14 protein-coding genes and 1 pseudogene are annotated in these 15752 nt (G+C 69.9%); 9 read left to right on the plus strand and 6 right to left on the minus strand.

Annotation, left to right across the window (positions count from 1 at the left end):
* The 5 genes and pseudogenes from ACFVYN_RS13640 to ACFVYN_RS13660 all read left to right on the plus strand — a co-directional run.
* Positions 1 to 661, plus strand: a pseudogene (locus ACFVYN_RS13640) (undecaprenyl/decaprenyl-phosphate alpha-N-acetylglucosaminyl 1-phosphate transferase); the annotation flags it as partial.
* A 94-nt stretch (positions 662 to 755) separates the two neighbouring features.
* Positions 756 to 2600: a molecular chaperone DnaK gene (dnaK, locus tag ACFVYN_RS13645; RefSeq protein WP_389997062.1), complete on the plus strand. Its 1845-nt coding sequence runs from the start codon at positions 756 to 758 to the stop codon at positions 2598 to 2600.
* A complete protein-coding gene (gene grpE, locus ACFVYN_RS13650) occupies positions 2597 to 3253 on the plus strand; it encodes a nucleotide exchange factor GrpE (protein WP_389997065.1) in 657 nt (218 codons plus the stop codon). The genes dnaK and grpE overlap by 4 nt, the downstream gene beginning before the upstream one ends.
* 45 nt (positions 3254 to 3298) lie before the next feature.
* Complete coding sequence (gene dnaJ, locus ACFVYN_RS13655; protein ID WP_389997068.1) at positions 3299 to 4480, plus strand: molecular chaperone DnaJ; 1182 nt, start codon at positions 3299 to 3301, stop codon at positions 4478 to 4480.
* A gap of 5 nt (positions 4481 to 4485) precedes the next feature.
* Positions 4486 to 4932 carry a heat shock protein transcriptional repressor HspR gene (locus ACFVYN_RS13660; protein ID WP_352387581.1) on the plus strand — a complete coding sequence of 149 codons (447 nt, stop codon included), beginning with the start codon at positions 4486 to 4488 and terminating at the stop codon, positions 4930 to 4932.
* Between the two features lie 70 nt (positions 4933 to 5002).
* Here ACFVYN_RS13660 and ACFVYN_RS13665 read toward each other — a convergent pair whose 3' ends face one another.
* On the minus strand, positions 5003 to 6943 hold the full coding sequence (locus ACFVYN_RS13665; RefSeq protein ID WP_389997071.1) for a PA14 domain-containing protein: 1941 nt from the start codon (positions 6941 to 6943) through the stop codon (positions 5003 to 5005).
* Between the two features lie 239 nt (positions 6944 to 7182).
* Between ACFVYN_RS13665 and ACFVYN_RS13670 the strand changes: the two genes are divergently transcribed.
* On the plus strand, positions 7183 to 8286 hold the full coding sequence (locus ACFVYN_RS13670) for a sugar ABC transporter substrate-binding protein (protein WP_389997073.1): 1104 nt from the start codon (positions 7183 to 7185) through the stop codon (positions 8284 to 8286).
* 51 nt (positions 8287 to 8337) lie between these two features.
* Here the strand turns inward: ACFVYN_RS13670 and ACFVYN_RS13675 are convergent, their stop codons facing one another.
* From ACFVYN_RS13675 to ACFVYN_RS13685, 3 genes are read right to left on the minus strand one after another with little or no spacing between them, the layout of a single operon-like run.
* Positions 8338 to 9180: a transglutaminase N-terminal domain-containing protein gene (locus tag ACFVYN_RS13675; RefSeq protein ID WP_389997076.1), complete on the minus strand. Its 843-nt coding sequence runs from the start codon at positions 9178 to 9180 to the stop codon at positions 8338 to 8340.
* A 2-nt stretch (positions 9181 to 9182) separates the two neighbouring features.
* Positions 9183 to 10115: an alpha-E domain-containing protein gene (locus ACFVYN_RS13680; RefSeq protein WP_389997079.1), complete on the minus strand. Its 933-nt coding sequence runs from the start codon at positions 10113 to 10115 to the stop codon at positions 9183 to 9185.
* On the minus strand, positions 10112 to 11653 hold the full coding sequence (locus ACFVYN_RS13685) for a circularly permuted type 2 ATP-grasp protein (RefSeq protein ID WP_389997082.1): 1542 nt from the start codon (positions 11651 to 11653) through the stop codon (positions 10112 to 10114). Before ACFVYN_RS13685 ends, ACFVYN_RS13680 begins: the two co-directional genes overlap by 4 nt.
* A gap of 330 nt (positions 11654 to 11983) precedes the next feature.
* On the opposite strand from ACFVYN_RS13685, the gene ACFVYN_RS13690 reads away from it, so the two are divergent.
* Entirely contained in the window at positions 11984 to 13012 is a 1029-nt protein-coding gene (locus tag ACFVYN_RS13690; RefSeq protein ID WP_389997084.1) for a LuxR C-terminal-related transcriptional regulator, read from the plus strand.
* On the opposite strand, the gene ACFVYN_RS13695 is transcribed toward ACFVYN_RS13690, so the two are convergent.
* Positions 12975 to 13943, minus strand: a complete 969-nt coding sequence (locus tag ACFVYN_RS13695) for a helix-turn-helix transcriptional regulator (RefSeq protein WP_389997087.1) — start codon at positions 13941 to 13943, stop codon at positions 12975 to 12977. The two genes, ACFVYN_RS13690 and ACFVYN_RS13695, sit on opposite strands and share 38 nt — an antisense overlap.
* Positions 13940 to 14980, minus strand: a complete 1041-nt coding sequence (locus ACFVYN_RS13700) for a helix-turn-helix transcriptional regulator (protein WP_389997090.1) — start codon at positions 14978 to 14980, stop codon at positions 13940 to 13942. The genes ACFVYN_RS13695 and ACFVYN_RS13700 overlap by 4 nt, the downstream gene beginning before the upstream one ends.
* Positions 14981 to 15108: 128 nt before the next feature.
* Between ACFVYN_RS13700 and ACFVYN_RS13705 the strand changes: the two genes are divergently transcribed.
* Both ACFVYN_RS13705 and ACFVYN_RS13710 read left to right on the plus strand, forming a co-directional pair.
* Complete coding sequence (locus ACFVYN_RS13705; protein WP_167363049.1) at positions 15109 to 15270, plus strand: hypothetical protein; 162 nt, start codon at positions 15109 to 15111, stop codon at positions 15268 to 15270.
* Position 15271: 1 nt separating this feature from the next.
* A complete protein-coding gene (locus ACFVYN_RS13710; protein ID WP_062049350.1) occupies positions 15272 to 15607 on the plus strand; it encodes a hypothetical protein in 336 nt (111 codons plus the stop codon).
* The last annotated feature ends 145 nt before the right edge of the window (positions 15608 to 15752 follow it).

Here is a 15752-nt window from a genome sequence, read left to right on the forward strand (position 1 = left end):
GCTCCTCGCGGCCGGCTGGATCGTCTTCGTCGCCCTCGGGTTCAAGGCGCTGGACCACGCCGACGGGCTGGCCGGGACCGTCGGGGTCGTCACCGCCTTCGGGGCGGGGGTCTGTGCGGCGGCCGAGGTGATGGACGGGCTCGCCGTGCTGCTGAGCGTGCTGGCCGCCGCGCTGACGGGGTTCCTGATGCACAACTGGCATCCCGCGCGCGCGGGACTCGGCGCGTGCGGGGCGCTGTTCACCGGGTTCGTGCTCGCCTCCGCGGCCGTGACGACCCGCGCGGGGCAGGAACTCGGCTCTGGCGCGGGGGTGTTGTTCGCGCTGACGGCGGTGGTGACCGCGGACGTGGTGCTCGTCGTCCTGGCCCGGCTGCTGTCCGGGCGGCCGCTGCTGCGTGCCGCCCCCGATCATCTCGCCCACCGGCTGCGGCGGCTCGGGCTCACTCCGCAGGGCGCGTCCGTCGTCCTGGGTGTCGGGGCCTTCGGCGGGGTACTCGTCGGGGTCCTGGTGCACCTCGGGTGGATGGCCGCGACCGGGGCCCTGTGGGTCGCCGGGAGCACCCTGGTCGTCGTACTCGCACTCCTTCGTGTCAAGTCCAGCAGTGCCTCTCGTCCGGTATCGACGCAGGTCAGAACCCAGTTGCGTGTAAGGAACGGATAAGAGTTGAGTCTGCCTGGCTCAGGTCTGTTGACCGGGCGGGAGCTGTCGTGCACACTTGAGCCTGTTCCACTCAAGTCAGCTGGAGGAATCAACCATGGCACGTGCGGTCGGCATCGACCTGGGCACGACTAACTCCGTCGTCAGCGTTCTCGAAGGCGGCGAGCCCACCGTCATCACCAACGCCGAGGGTGCCAGGACCACGCCGTCCGTCGTCGCCTTCGCGAAGAACGGCGAAGTGCTGGTCGGCGAGGTGGCCAAGCGCCAGGCGGTCACCAACGTGGACCGGACCATCCGTTCGGTGAAGCGTCACATGGGCACCGACTGGAAGATGGAGCTGGACGGGAAGCCCTTCAACCCGCAGCAGATCTCCGCCTTCATCCTTCAGAAGCTGAAGCGGGACGCCGAGTCCTACCTGGGCGAGAAGGTGACCGACGCGGTCATCACCGTCCCGGCGTACTTCAACGACTCCGAGCGTCAGGCGACCAAGGAGGCCGGCGAGATCGCGGGCCTGAACGTCCTGCGCATCGTCAACGAGCCCACCGCGGCCGCGCTGGCGTACGGCCTCGACAAGGACGACCAGACGATCCTCGTCTTCGACCTCGGTGGCGGCACCTTCGACGTGTCCCTCCTGGAGATCGGCGACGGCGTCGTCGAGGTGAAGGCCACCAACGGTGACAACCACCTCGGTGGTGACGACTGGGACCAGCGCGTCGTCGACTACCTGGTGCAGCAGTTCAAGTCCGGGCACGGCGTGGACCTCGCCAAGGACAAGATGGCGCTGCAGCGTCTGCGTGAGGCGGCCGAGAAGGCGAAGATCGAGCTGTCCTCCTCGACGGAGACCTCGATCAACCTGCCCTACATCACCGCCTCCGCCGAGGGCCCGCTGCACCTGGACGAGAAGCTCACCCGGGCTCAGTTCCAGCAGCTGACCGCGGACCTCCTGGAGCGCTGCAAGACCCCGTTCTTCAACGTCATGAAGGACGCCGGCGTCTCCATCAACGAGATCGACCACGTCGTCCTCGTCGGTGGCTCCACCCGTATGCCCGCCGTCGCCGAGCTCGTCAAGGAGCTCACCGGCGGCAAGGACGCCAACAAGGGCGTCAACCCGGACGAGGTCGTCGCCATCGGCGCCGCCCTGCAGGCCGGTGTCCTCAAGGGTGAGGTCAAGGACGTCCTGCTCCTCGACGTGACCCCGCTGTCCCTCGGCATCGAGACCAAGGGCGGCATCATGACCAAGCTCATCGAGCGGAACACGACGATCCCGACCAAGCGGTCCGAGATCTTCACCACCGCCGAGGACAACCAGCCCTCCGTGCAGATCCAGGTCTACCAGGGCGAGCGCGAGATCGCGGCGTACAACAAGAAGCTCGGGATGTTCGAGCTGACCGGTCTGCCGCCGGCCCCGCGCGGTGTCCCGCAGATCGAGGTCGCCTTCGACATCGACGCCAACGGCATCATGCACGTGACCGCGAAGGACCTGGGCACGGGCAAGGAGCAGAAGATGACCGTCACCGGCGGCTCCTCGCTGCCGAAGGACGAGGTCGACCGGATGCGCCAGGAGGCCGAGCAGTACGCGGAGGAGGACCACCGCCGCCGCGAGGCCGCCGAGACCCGCAACCAGGGCGAGCAGCTCGTCTACCAGACGGAGAAGTTCCTCAAGGACAACGAGGACAAGGTCCCCGGTGAGGTCAAGACCGAGGTCGAGTCCGCCGTCGAGGAGCTGAAGGCCGCGCTCAAGGGCGAGGACACCGCGGAGATCCGCACCGCGACAGAGAAGGTCGCCGCGGTCTCCCAGAAGGTCGGCCAGGCCATGTACGCCGACGCCCAGGCCGGAGCGGCCGCCGGCGGCGAGGACGCCGGTGCCTCCCAGGCCAAGGCGGACGACGACGTCGTGGACGCCGAGATCGTGGACGACGAGCGCAAGGACGGTGCCGCGTGACGGAGGAGACCCCGGGCTTCGACGAGAAGCCCGACGTCCCCTCCGGCGCCACCCCCGACGACGCCGAGCCGAAGGCCGCCGCCCCCTCTTCGGAGGCGGGGGCGGCCCCGGCCGGGGACGCAACAGCGCAGATCGCCGGTCTGACGGCCCAGCTGGACCAGTCGCGCAAGGCGCTCGACGAGCGCACCGCGGACCTCCAGCGGCTCCAGGCCGAGTTCCAGAACTACCGCCGCCGCGTGGAGCGGGACCGGATCACGGTCAAGGAGATCGCCGTCGCGAACCTCCTGACCGAACTCCTGCCCGTGCTCGACGACATCGGCCGCGCGCGCGAACACGGTGAACTGGTCGGCGGTTTCAAGGGCGTCGGGGAGTCCCTGGAGACCGTGGCGGCGAAGCTGGGACTCCAGCAGTTCGGCAAGGAGGGCGAGCCCTTCGACCCGACGATCCACGAGGCCCTGATGCACAGTTACGCGCCGGACGTCACCGAGACGACGTGCGTGGCGATCCTGCAGCCCGGGTACCGCATCGGCGAGCGCACCATCCGCCCCGCGCGGGTGGCCGTGGCCGAGCCGCAGCCGGGCGCGCAGCCGGTCAAGGCCGAGGACGGGTCCGAGGCCGGCGACGACAAGGACAACGGCCCTGAGGAGGGCTGAGGTCGAAGAGAATGATCGGGACACCGGAAAGGGGGCGCGTCGAGGATGAGCACCAAGGACTTCATCGAGAAGGACTACTACAAGGTCCTCGGCGTCCCCAAGGACGCCACCGAGGCCGAGATCAAGAAGGCGTACCGCAAGCTCGCCCGCGAGTTCCACCCGGACGCCAACAAGGGCAACGCCAAGGCCGAGGAGCGCTTCAAGGAGATCTCCGAGGCGAACGACATCCTCGGTGACCCCAAGAAGCGCAAGGAGTACGACGAGGCCCGCGCCCTGTTCGGCAACGGCGGCTTCAGGCCCGGGCCGGGCGGCGCTGGCGGCTCCTTCAACTTCGACCTGGGCGACCTCTTCGGAGGCGGCGCCCAGGGCGGGGGCCAGGGAGCGGGCGGCTTCGGCGGCGGACTCGGAGACGTCTTCGGGGGCCTGTTCAACCGGGGCAGCTCCGGAACCACGCGCGTCCAGCCGCGGCGCGGCCAGGACATCGACACCGAGGTCACCCTCAGCTTCACCGAGGCGATCGAGGGTGCGACGGTCCCGCTCAGGATGTCCTCGCAGGCCCCCTGCAAGGCCTGTTCGGGCACCGGCGACGCGAACGGCAACCCGCGCGTGTGCCCGACCTGCGTGGGCACCGGCCAGGTGGCCAGGGGTTCCGGGGGAGGCTTCTCCCTCACGGACCCGTGCCCGGACTGCAAGGGCCGCGGCCTGATCGCGGAGAACCCCTGCGAGATCTGCAAGGGCTCCGGGCGGGCGAAGTCCTCCCGCACCATGCAGGTCCGCATCCCGGCCGGGGTGTCGGACAACCAGCGGATCCGGCTGCGCGGGAAGGGGGCGCCCGGTGAACGCGGCGGCCCCGCGGGCGACTTGTACGTCACCGTGCACGTCGACACGCACCCCGTCTTCGGCCGCAAGGGCGACAACCTCACGGTGACGGTCCCGGTGACCTTCTCGGAGGCCGCGCTCGGCGGCGAGGTCAAGGTGCCGACGCTGGGCGGCCCCTCGGTGACGCTGAAACTGCCCCCGGGCACGCCCAACGGCCGCACCATGCGGGCGCGGGGCAAGGGCGCGGTCCGCAAGGACGGCACCCGGGGCGATCTGCTGGTCACCGTCGAGGTGAGTGTCCCGACCGAGCTGTCGGGGAAGGCTCGTGACGCGCTGGAGGCGTATCGCGAGGCGACCGTGGGTGAGGATCCACGGGCGGAGCTGTTCCAGGCCGCGAAGGGAGCATGATCTAGATGGACGGTCGTCGACGCAACCCGTATGAACTGACCGAGGAGACCCCGGTCTACGTCATCTCGGTGGCGGCCCAGCTGTCCGGACTGCATCCGCAGACGCTGCGTCAGTACGACCGTCTGGGCCTGGTCTCCCCGGACCGCACCGCGGGCCGGGGCCGGCGCTACTCGGCCCGGGACATCGAACTGCTCCGCCAGGTGCAGCAGTTGTCGCAGGACGAGGGCGTCAACCTCGCCGGGATCAAGCGCATCATCGAGCTGGAGAACCAGGTCGCCGCCCTGCAGTCCCGGGTGGCCGAGCTCCAGGCGGCCGTCGAGGGTGCCGCGGCGGCCATGCAGCAGCGTGAGGCGGCGGTGCACGCGTCGTACCGCCGAGACCTGGTCCCGTACCAGGAGGTCCAGCAGACCAGCGCGCTGGTGGTGTGGCGGCCGAAGAAGGCCAGGGACTAGGCACAGCCCGGAGAAGGGGCCCGGAGATCTCTCCGGGCCCCTTCTCCATGCCGTCAGCGGCTGCTGAGGGTCATCCGACCATGAAGCTGATGCCGGTGAACGGGCCGGCGCGGCCGTAGCGGTCGACCGTGCGCACCTCGAAGGTGTAGAAGCCGGGTCCGGGCGGCGTCCAGGTGAGTGTCGACCCGTCGGTGGTCCTGAGGCCCTCGCCGTCGTCGATGAAGCGGTAGGTGTAGCCGCTGACCAACCGGTCGTGGGTGAGGGTCACGGTGAGCGGGGCGGCCGAACTGCCGTGTGGCGCGCAGTCGTTGGCCGTGCACTCGGTGTAGGGAGCGGACAGCTCGATGGTCGGCGGTGCGGGCGCGGTCGGGGTGGCCGGGGTTGCCCGCTCCACGGTGACGACGGCGGAGGGCGCCGACTCGTGGCCCTGCGCGTCCAGGGCGACCACGTAGTAGTCGGCCGTGCCCTGAGGGGCCTGCCGGTCGGAGAACAGGAGGGCAGTGGTCGTCGAGTCGCCGAGCCGGGTCCAGGCTTCGGACACCGCGGCCCGACGGTAGAGGCGGTAACCGTACCGGGCGCCGTCGACCCCGAAGTCCCAGGTGATCTCGGTCGAGCCGTCGCGCGGGGTGCCCGTCACGCCCGTGGGCGCCGCCGAATCGCCTGCGGCGGGCCGGACCGCGGTCACCGGCTCGGACGCGGGGGCGACGTTGCCGAGCGCGTCGACGGCCTGCACGCGGTAGGTGACGGCGGTCGCGACGGCCGCCCACTGGTCGTTGTAGGAGGTGCCGAAGACCGTGGTGGGCCCGTCGGGGTCCGACTCCCCGTCGGGTGCGGCCCACACCTCGTAGTGCTCGGCGTCGGCGGCGGCCTGCCAGCGCACCGCGTTGCCGGCCGTGGTGCCTTCCGCGGTCACCCCGGTGACCCGGTTCGGCGGGGTGGTGTCCGGTACGCCCGTGTCGGCGGTCGCGGACGGGACGGATTCGTTGCCGACGGCATCGGAGGCTGTGACGCGGTAGTACCACCGTTGGTGGAGGTCCGCCGAGGTGTCGCGGTACGAGGTGTCGTCCAGCGCTTCGGTGATCCCCTGGAAGGGGCCTTCCGGCGCGGCCGCTCGGTAGACGCGGTAGGTGTTCGCGGTGCCGACGGCGTCCCAGCCCAGGCGTACGGATCCGACGACCACGTCCGCGCGCACACCGGCCGGTGCGGCGGGCGCGGTCCTGTCCGCGGTGGTCACCGCCTGGTCGGTGGTGCCGCCGGACTCGTGGCCTGACTTGTCGTAGGCGCGGACCTCGTAGTAGTACGTGTCGCCGGTCACCGGCAGGGCGCTGTCGGTGTACGAGGCCGAGGTGGTCGTGCCGAGCGGCTCGGTGCCGAAGGAGGCACCCTTGAGGCGCCGGTAGACCCGGTACCCGGCGAGGTCCATCTCCTTGTTCTTCGCCCAGGTGAGCTTGGCCTTGCCGGTGGCCTTGTCGTACGACACCGAAGTGCCCGTCGGGACCAGCGGCTTGACCTTGTCGACGTCGGCGGAGGTGCGGGGGGCGTAGGTCACCTCGACCTTGGCGGCGCCGGTCCAGTTGGCGTAGTCGACGCGCAGGGTGTGCCTACCGGACGGGATGGTCACGTTGGCGGTCTTCTTGACCGTGGTGGAGACGTTCTTCCACAGGTCGATCCTGCGGACGCCGTCGACGTACACGCGGATGCCGTCCAGGCCGGTGGCGCCCAGCGCGAAGGGGCCGCCTGAGCCGAAGTCGCGGGTCACGCTCCAGCGGACGCCGAAGTTGTCCTTCGGGAGGCCGGAGGCGGGGGCGCCGCTCCAGCTCTGGTCGATCGCGCTGTCGCAGTCCGTCTTCCTCGGGGTGCCGGACAGGCTCGTGTTCGCGTAGAACTGCCGAGTGAACACGGGCGAGGCACACGAGGTGGCCGCCGGGGCGGGGGCCGCCGTCAGGGAGACGAGGGTGCCGGCGGTGGCGAGGACGACGGCGGCTGCGGTCGTCCGTCTGGCTGACTTCATTCGGTCCTCTGGTCGTACGGGGAACAGCAGTTGTGCGGCTGCTGTGATCACGACTCGCGAGGTGTGAAGTTGGTTGTACTAGTGTTCGCGCCAAGTCTTCACACCATCGGCGGAGAGTGGCGTTGCGCACTCGTTAAGTGATTCCGCTTGACGTCGGTGGGCGGCCCCGCGTTGGCTTTTCAGTCACATGGGCCGCAATGCCGCGCCCCGTCCTGAAAGCACCAGAAGTGAGCAGCCCCATGCGTCGTATCGCCATAGCCGTGGCCGCGTCCACGATGACTCTCTCGCTGGCCGCCTGTGGCGCGCTCGGCGCCGCGAGCGGGAGTGAGGCGAGCCCGACCAAGGGCAACGACATCACCGTGGGTGTGCTCATGCCGGAGAAGACGAACACCCGCTACGAGGAGTTCGACTACCCGATCATCCAGAAGAAGGTCGCCCAGCTCACCAACAAGCAGGGCAGGACCGTCTACGCCAACGGCGAGGCCAACGCCAAGAAGCAGGCCGCGCAGATGCAGGAGATGATCGACCAGAAGGTCGACGTCATCCTGCTGGACGCCGTGGACTCGCACGCCATCGCGGGCATGGTGCAGAAGGCCAAGGACGCGGGCATTCCGGTCATCGCCTACGACCGGCTCGCCGAGGGCCCCATCGACGGGTACGTCTCCTTCGACAACGAGCTCGTCGGCGAGGTGCAGGGCCGCTCCCTCATCGAGGCGCTCGGCTCCGGCATCGACACCTCCGACAAGATCGTGATGATCAACGGCTCGCCGTCCGACCCGAACGCCGGGCAGTTCAAGGCGGGCGCGATGTCCGAGCTCAACGGCAAGGTGACGATCTCCAAGACGTACGACGTCGACGGCTGGAAGCCGGAGACCGCGCAGAAGGACATGGCCGAGGCGATCAGCGCGATCGGCAAGGGCAACATCAAGGCCGTGTACTCCGCCAACGACGCCATGGCCGGCGCCGCCATCCAGGCGATGGAGGGCGCGGGCATGACCAAGCTGCCGCCCATCACGGGCCAGGACGCGGAGCTGTCCGCGGTGCAGCGGATCGTCGCGGGCGAGCAGTACATGAGCGTCTACAAGCCGTACCCCGACGAGGCCGAGGCCGCCGCCGAGATGGCCGTGACGAAGATCCAGGGCAAGGGCATCCAGTTCGACGCCCTCGCCAAGGACAGCGTCGACAGCCCCACGAACAAGGACATCCCGGCCCAGCTCGTCCAGGTCGTCGCGCTGACGAAGGACAACATCAAGAGCACGGTCGTCAAGGACGGCATCTACAGCGTCAAGGACATCTGCACCTCGGACTACAAGAGCGCCTGCGCGGCGGCGGGCCTGCAGTAACCGCGCGGAAGGGGCCGGTCGGGGGCTTCCCCGGCCGGCCCTCTTCGCTGCTCACGCCACCCGCGTGAACTCCACCGTCACCTCCGGCGGTGCCCCCGCCACACCCCGGTAGATCCCCTTGTGCGGGGTCACGTCGTCGTAGTCGCGGCCCCGGCCCACCACCACATGGGACTCGTCCGCCCGGACCCGGTTGGTGGGGTCGTAGCCGCACCACTCGCCGGCCCAGTACTCGACCCAGGCGTGGCTCTGTCCCGCGACCGGCCGGTGCAGCTCCGCGTCCCGCTCCGGGTGCAGATAGCCGGAGACGTACCGCGTCGGCAGGCCCACGCCGCGCAGCAGCCCGAGGGTGACATGGGCGATGTCCTGGCAGACACCGGCGCCCTGCTCCCAGGCCTCGGCGGCGGAGGTGTTCACGCCCGTGGTGCCGGGCAGGTAGGAGACCCGGTCGGCGACGAGGTCGGACACGGCGACCGCCGTCGCGTGGACGTCGAGACCGGCCGCGAGGTCCCGCGCCGTGTCGACCAGTGCGGCCGGTACGGTCGTACGCACGGTCGGGTCGAGGAACTCCAACAGGCGTGAGTCCGCGGCCTCTCGGGCGAGCTCGGCCCACTCGGGCGGTGCGGGGAGCGGGCCCGCCGGGTGGGTCTCGACCAGGCTGGAGGCCGTGATGGTGAGATGGCCGTGCGGGTCCATCAGGTCGAAGCCGGTGACCTGGGTGCCCCAGTAGTCCCAGTACGACCAGGTGGGTGTGGCCGGGCTGACGGTGACCCGGGAGTCCAGGGTGGTCTGGGCGGGCAGGGTCAGCGGGGTCATGCGGACCTCGTTGTGGGACGAGGCGACGGGCTGGGTGTACGAGACGTGCGTGACGTGCTTGATCCGCAGGCGGCTGGTCATGCTCACGCTCCTTCCTGGGCCCATTCGACGGGCCCCTGGTACGGGAAGAACCGCTCCGCCACCGCCTCCGCGGCAGCCATGCAGGCGCTCTGCAAGTCACCGAGCAGCAGCGGGAGTTGTTCCTCCAGGGCGTGCAGGTCGAGGTATTCGAGGCGGGTGCGCATCCGGCCGATGGGGCGGCGCGCGGGGTCCTGGCGGGGGCGGCCGAGCGCGGTCAGGCACTCCTCCGCCGTCGTCAGGGCGTGCAGCGCGGAGCGCGGGAAGTCCCGGTCCAGGAGCAGGAATTCGGCAACCCGCGGGGTGTCGCCGAAACCGCCGTACACGCGCGCGTACGCCTCGTCGGCGCCCGAGGCGCTCAGCAGGGTCGGCCAGTCGGGCGCGTGGGCCGCGTCCAGGACCCGGACCGACAGCAGCCGCACGGTCATGTCCACCCGCTCCAGGCTCCGGCCGAGGACGACGAAACGCCAGCTGTCGTCGCGGCTCATGGTGGAGTCGGCGAGCCCGAAGAAGAGCGCAGCGCGCCGCCGTACGAGTTCCAGATAGCCGTAGGGGCCGGTACGGCGGGCCGCGAGCCGCTGGTCGGCCAGCGCGTGCCAGGTGGAGTTCAGGCACTCCCACATCTCCGAGGAGACGGCCTCACGGGCGCTGCGGGCGTTGAGCCGGGCCGCGCCGAGCGCCCCCTCGATGGAGCAGGTGGAGCGGGCGTCGAAGGCGAGCTGGTCGAGGACCTGCTGCATGTCGACCCGGGGGCCGCCCGCGTCGACGCCGAGGATCGCGTACAGCGACCGGCAGGCCAGGTCCTCGTCGCGCCACGGGTCCTCCAGCAGGCGGTGGAGGTAGGCGTCGAGGATCCGGCCGGTGTTGTCGGCCCGTTCGACGTACCGGCCGGTCCAGGTCAGTGCCTCGGCTATCCGGGAGAGGATCACGTCGTTCACTGCTGTCCCCCTTCCTGTACGACGGTGGGAGTGCCGTCGGGACCGTGCTGACGTGGGGCGATGTCCAGGCGGGCGGTTCCGTTCGCGGGCGCGGGCGGTTCCGCGGGGCCCTCGGCGAGCACCCAGGTGTCCTTGGAGCCGCCGCCCTGGCTGGAGTTGACGATGAGGTTGCCCTCCTGGAGGGCGACCCGGGTCAGGCCGCCGGGCAGGACCCAGATGTCGTTGCCGTCGTTGACGGCGAAGGGGCGCAGGTCGATGTGGCGTGGTGCCATGCGTTCGCCCGCGAGGGTGGGGGAGGTGGACAGGGCGACCGGGCGCTGGGCGATGAAGCCGCGGGGGTTGTCGGCCACGGCCTTGCGTGTCCTCTCCAGCGTTTCGCGGTCGGCCTTCGGCCCGATGACGATGCCCTGGCCGCCGGCCCCGTCGACGGGTTTCACGACGAGCTGGTCGAGCTGGTCGAGGACGGCCTGGAGCTGGCCGGGCTCGTCGGGCCGGAACGACTCCACGTTGGGGAGAATCGGTTCTTCGGAGAGGTAGTAGCGGATCAGGTCCGGCACGTAGGTGTAGAGCAGCTTGTCGTCCGCGATGCCGTTGCCGACCGCGTTGGCGAGGGTGACATGACCCGCCATGGCCGCGCCGAGGATGCCCGGGCAGCCGATCACCGAGTCGGGGCGGAAGTGGAGCGGGTCGAGGAAGTCGTCGTCCAGGCGCCGGTATACGACGTGGACGGGCACCTCGCCACGGGTCGTACGCATCCACACCCGGTTGCCCCGGCACACCAGGTCGTGCCCCTCGACCAGTTGCACGCCCATCAGCCGGGCGAGCAGGGCGTGTTCGAAGTAGGCGGCGTTGCTGGGGCCGGGGGTGAGGACCACGACCCGGGGGTCCTGGACGCCGTCGGGCGCTGCGGCGCGCAGGGCGGCGAGCAGCTTCTGCGCGTATCCGTCGACGGGGACCACGTGCTGCTCGGCGAAGAGGGACGGGAAGACCCGGGTCATGGCACGCCGGTTCTCGATGACGTACGACACGCCGCTGGGCACCCGGACGTTGTCCTCCAGGACCCGGAAGTCGCCCTGTTCGTCGCGGACCAGGTCGATGCCGGCGACATGGATGCGTACGCCGCCCACGGGTTCGAGCCCGTGCGCGGCCCGGTGGAAGTGCGGGGAGTTCAGCAGCAGCCGCCAGGGCACGACCCCGTCCTCGAAGGCACGGGCGGGCCCGTAGGCGTCGGCGAGGTAGGCCTCCAGGGCCCGGACCCGCTGGCTCACCCCGCGTCGCACGAGATCCCATTCGAGGGCGTCGAGGATCCGGGGCACGAGGTCCAGCGGCCAGGGCCGCTCCTCGCCCGCGAAGGCGTAGGTCACGCCCCGGTCGGTGAAGGCCCGGGCCATCTGGTCGGCCCGGAACCTGAGTTCGCTCGGCTCGATCGGCTGGAGCGCGGCCAGTACCGGCTCGTAGGCGGTCCTGACCTCGCCCGGCCGCTCGAACATCTCGTCCCACGCGTCGGCCAGCGCGTACGCGTCAAATATGTCCGCCATGACCTGACGGTAGGTGCGGCTCGTAACGGGGTGATCACTGCGTGGTTTCCGGCAGTTCACGCGCGGAGCGGATGGTTCCGGCCGGGAGTCGTGGAGCTCGGCGATGCACCCGTGAGGGTGGCCGCGCCACCGTCAGCTTGTTGCAGTAGGGCGGGGGGAGGGCCGTAGGTAACGGGATATACCGGCCGTTTTCCCCGCCCTTGACCCGAGGAGCCGTGTTGCGGAGCCGGTCCGGGCCGCGCATAGTTGCGGAGCCGAGGGGGCTTCGACGCTCCGATGGGGAACAGGACAAGAGGGCGGTAGACGCTGGAACCGGGGGTGGGATGGGCAATGACCGGGCTCGGGACGGACGACCATCCACACGGTGCTGACCGGCTGTGCGAGGCAGGAGACCGGGTGTACTCCCGGGCCGTACGGCGCGGCCGCGTGCCCCGCGCCGACGCCGGGCCGGTGCCCTGTCTGCTGGAACTGGCCCTGCTGCACCCGGACCCCGACGACATGGACTGGCTGGTGCCGACGGCACCGCAGGAGGTCATGACCCGGCTGCTGCGCGAGGTCCACGACGAGGTCAGCGCGAGCCAGCGGCGGGTGGGTGCGGCGGTCGCGGCGGTCGAGCGGTACGCGGGCCTGGGGCCCAGTCTCGTGCCGGGCGCCGGTGAGGGGACCGCGATCCGGGTCCTGGACGGTCTCTCCCGGATCCAGGCCGCGATGGACGAGGCCACCGAGGCGTGCACGACGGAGGTCCTCACGGTCCAGCCCGGCGGCATCCGTCCCGAGCACGAGCTGACGGAGGGCCTGCACCGGGCGCTGGCGCTGCGCGGCCGGGGCGTACGGATGCGGGACCTGTACACCCATGTGGCCCGGCACGGCCAAGGGCTCCTGAACTACCTGGAGTTGATGGGCGGTTCGGTCCAGGCGCGGACGCTGGACGAGGTCATCGACCGGCTGATCCTCTTCGACCGCAAGGTGGCCTTCATCCCCGCGAACGCCGACCGCACCCTCGCCCTGGAACTGCGGCACCCGGCGCTGGTGGAGTACCTGGTCACGGTCTTCGAGCGGTTGTGGCGCCTGGCGATCCCCCTCACCGCCCCCCTGCCCGACACCGGCATCGAGGGCATCTCCCATCGCGAGCAGTCCATCGCCGCGCTGCTGGCCGAGGGCCACCAGGACGCGGTGATCGCGGAACGGCTGGGGATCAGTGTGCGCACCTGCCGGGCCCATATCGCCCGGCTCTCGGAGACGCTCGGGGCGGCCAGTCGTACGCAACTGGGCGTCCGCATAGCGCAGGTGGGCCTGGACGGCTCGACGGCGGTGTCCTCGATCACGCTTCCCGGTCAAGAATCCCGGACCGCCCGATGAGGTAGCCGAGCTGGGCCCGGCTCTCGCTGCCGAGCGTCGCCGCGAGTTTGGCGATGTGGACGCGGGCGGTGCGGATGTTCATGCCGAGCCGGTCGGCGACGACGGCGTCGGTGTGGCCCTCGATGAGGAGCGCGGCGATGGCCCGTTGGCGGGGTGTGATGCCGTCGGGGGAGGGTGGGTGGACGGCTCGGGGGTACATGGGGGTGGCCAGCCGCCACAGCCGGTCGAAGGCGGTGGCGAGGAAGTCGACGATGGCGGGGTGGCGGATCTCCAGGGCGAGGGTGCGGTCCTGGTTGGCGGGGATGAAGGCGATGTCGCGATCGACGACGATCAGACGCTGGGTGACCTCGTCGAGGGTGCGGGCTTCGACGTCGCCCTGCAGGCGTTCGTAGCGGGCCAGGATGCTGGGCGCGTGGCGCTGGGTGTGCTGGTAGAGCGTGCGGATACGGCCGCCGCGGTCGAGCAGGGCCTGATCGCGGACCAGAGCTTCGGCATAGATCTCGGCAGCGGGGATGTGATGGGTGTGAGGCTGGATGGTGAGCATCTCGCCCGAAGTGTCCGACACGGTCCGCTCAATGGCCTCGCCGATACGGTCGAGACCGCTGAGGACCCTGATCGCCGGCGGCTCAGCGAGTGCGCCGGACATCCCCACCAGAGGCTCGAACATCGCCGCCAGCCGCTCCTCGCGCCGCCGCTCGTCCGCGATGCGCTCCGCCACGCCACGCAGCAGGCGGTGGAGGGCGAAGACCGGAGCGACGGGCCGCAGCCACCGCAGGTCCGCGATGTCCGGTTGCAGGAGTCCCAGGTCGACCAGGCAGGGCGCCGTGTCCCCCGCTGCGGAGGACACGCGCCCTTCACGCAGTGCACGGGTGTACAGATCCAGGCCCGTCCCGCACAGTTCCTCGGCTCCGTGCGTGTGAGCCTCCCTCACGGACGGCCCTCCCCCTGCGATGCCGAGTGACCTTGGTCAAGGAGCCCCGACTGCGCGATGAGGAAGCCGAGCTGGGCGCGGCTGCCGCTGCCCAGGACCGTCGCGAGCTTGGCTATGTGGGCGCGGCACGTGCGCACGTTCATGCCCAGCCGTCGGGCTATCGCCTCGTCCACATGTCCCTCGACGAGGAGCTTGGCTATGGAGTGCTGGATGTCGGTGATGCCGTCCGGCGCCGTCTCGTAGGGAGCGCCAGCGCTCAGCGGGACCGCGCGGCTCCACATGAACTCGAAGACCTTGACCAGATAGCCGACCAGGCCGGGGTGCCGGAGCTCCAGTGCGACCTGGCGGTCGTCCCGGACGGGAATGAAGGCCACGGCCTCGTCACAGATGATGAGCCGCTCCACCAGTTCGTCGATGGTGCGGTACTCCACCTTTCCGTCGGCGAACTGCTCCATGTAGGCCAGTCGCTCGGGGCTGTACCGGGCAACATGCTGGTACAGGGTCCGGATTCGGACGCCCCGATCGATGAGGGTCCTGTCGCGTTCCAGCCCCTCGATGAGTCTGTTGTCGGGGCGTCTGCCGCGGCTGGGCTGGACTGTGAGTACCTCGGACTGACACTGGGACGTCGCGAGGTCGAGCGCCGCGTTGATCCGGTCGAGCCCCTCCAGCACCGTGATCGAATGCGCCGGTGCCACCTGCTGAGCACTCAGTGCCATGAACGGCTCGAAGGCGTCGGCCAGCTCGATCGACATCCGCCTGCGTTCGGTGATCTCGTGTTCCAGCGGGTTGAGTCGCTGAGCCAGCGCGACCGACGGCGGTACGGGCAGCATCCAGTTCGCGTCGTCCGGGTCGGGGTGGAGCAAGGCGAACTCCAGCAGACAGGGAACCGATTCCGCGTCCGCGCGGGAGACGCGTCCCGTCCGTAGAGCGTTGGCGTAAAGACGGCCACCTTCCTCACACAACTCGGTCACCGTATGGGGATGTGTCGCATGTGTCCCATTCGATACCAAATTTCCACCCCCCAGGGTCCTGAACATGCAGGAACATGATGCACCGTTCGTGTGGCCATGACGTGCCCGAATGAGCCATCGTCTTACTCGACGGGGGAAGAGGGGACCTTCAAGTGAGGACGAAGCCGACTATGCGTAACAGAATGCTTCGCTCGGTGCTTGTCGCCGCCTTCTCCACCGTTGTGGCTTTCGGAGCACTGACCGGCCTCTCCGGCGTGAAGGGCGACGCTCATGGAGTGAGTGGTACCGAGGCCGCGAACGTCGTGGTTGTCGGCGACGAGGCTCAGGCATTCCCGGCGGACACGGTCTGGGACTGACATGACTACTCCACCTGACGACCGCTCCTTCCGCAGAGAAATGGCCACCGCCTACCGCTCCGGCTGGCACTTCATCGATCTTGTCACCGCGATCCCCCACCCCGGTGACTCGTTGATGGTGACTGTCTTCGGCGAACCGGTGGTCGTCACGCGGGACGATGACGAGGACGTACGGGCGTATCGGTGTCTGCGGCGGCCTCGGGGGGCGCCGCAGCCCGTTCGGTGTGCCATCCGGTACGGAATGATCTTTGTGAACCTGGACCAACGAGACCATCGGCTGGTGGAACCGGAAACCCCCACCCCCCGGACCATCTCAGCCACCCCCCGCAGTGCCTGACGCGATTCCCCCGTCGTAACAGATCGCTCAGGTGCTTCCCCCCGCAGCGGGGGGCCCCGGAACAGAAAAAACTAAAGCCCCGGGAGAGTTTTGGGGACGTATTAGGGTTTTGGTTTTGAGTGGAGTGGGGGGTAGTGCGCGGGAG

Source organism: Streptomyces sp. NPDC058307 (genome assembly GCF_042880295.1).
GTDB lineage: Bacteria > Actinomycetota > Actinomycetes > Streptomycetales > Streptomycetaceae > Streptomyces.

Bases quoted from the DNA above. Each gene is read 5' to 3' on its own strand.
- dnaK (WP_389997062.1), top strand. From the start codon at position 756: ATGGCACGTGCGGTCGGCATCGACCTGGGCACGACTAACTCCGTCGTC.
- dnaJ (WP_389997068.1), top strand. From the start codon at position 3,299: ATGAGCACCAAGGACTTCATCGAGAAGGACTACTACAAGGTCCTCGGC.
- ACFVYN_RS13660 (WP_352387581.1), top strand. From the start codon at position 4,486: ATGGACGGTCGTCGACGCAACCCGTATGAACTGACCGAGGAGACCCCG.
- ACFVYN_RS13665 (WP_389997071.1), bottom strand. From the start codon at position 6,943: ATGAAGTCAGCCAGACGGACGACCGCAGCCGCCGTCGTCCTCGCCACC.
- ACFVYN_RS13670 (WP_389997073.1), top strand. From the start codon at position 7,183: ATGCGTCGTATCGCCATAGCCGTGGCCGCGTCCACGATGACTCTCTCG.
- ACFVYN_RS13675 (WP_389997076.1), bottom strand. From the start codon at position 9,180: ATGACCAGCCGCCTGCGGATCAAGCACGTCACGCACGTCTCGTACACC.
- ACFVYN_RS13685 (WP_389997082.1), bottom strand. From the start codon at position 11,653: ATGGCGGACATATTTGACGCGTACGCGCTGGCCGACGCGTGGGACGAG.
- ACFVYN_RS13690 (WP_389997084.1), top strand. From the start codon at position 11,984: ATGACCGGGCTCGGGACGGACGACCATCCACACGGTGCTGACCGGCTG.
- ACFVYN_RS13700 (WP_389997090.1), bottom strand. From the start codon at position 14,980: ATGTTCAGGACCCTGGGGGGTGGAAATTTGGTATCGAATGGGACACAT.
- ACFVYN_RS13710 (WP_062049350.1), top strand. From the start codon at position 15,272: ATGACTACTCCACCTGACGACCGCTCCTTCCGCAGAGAAATGGCCACC.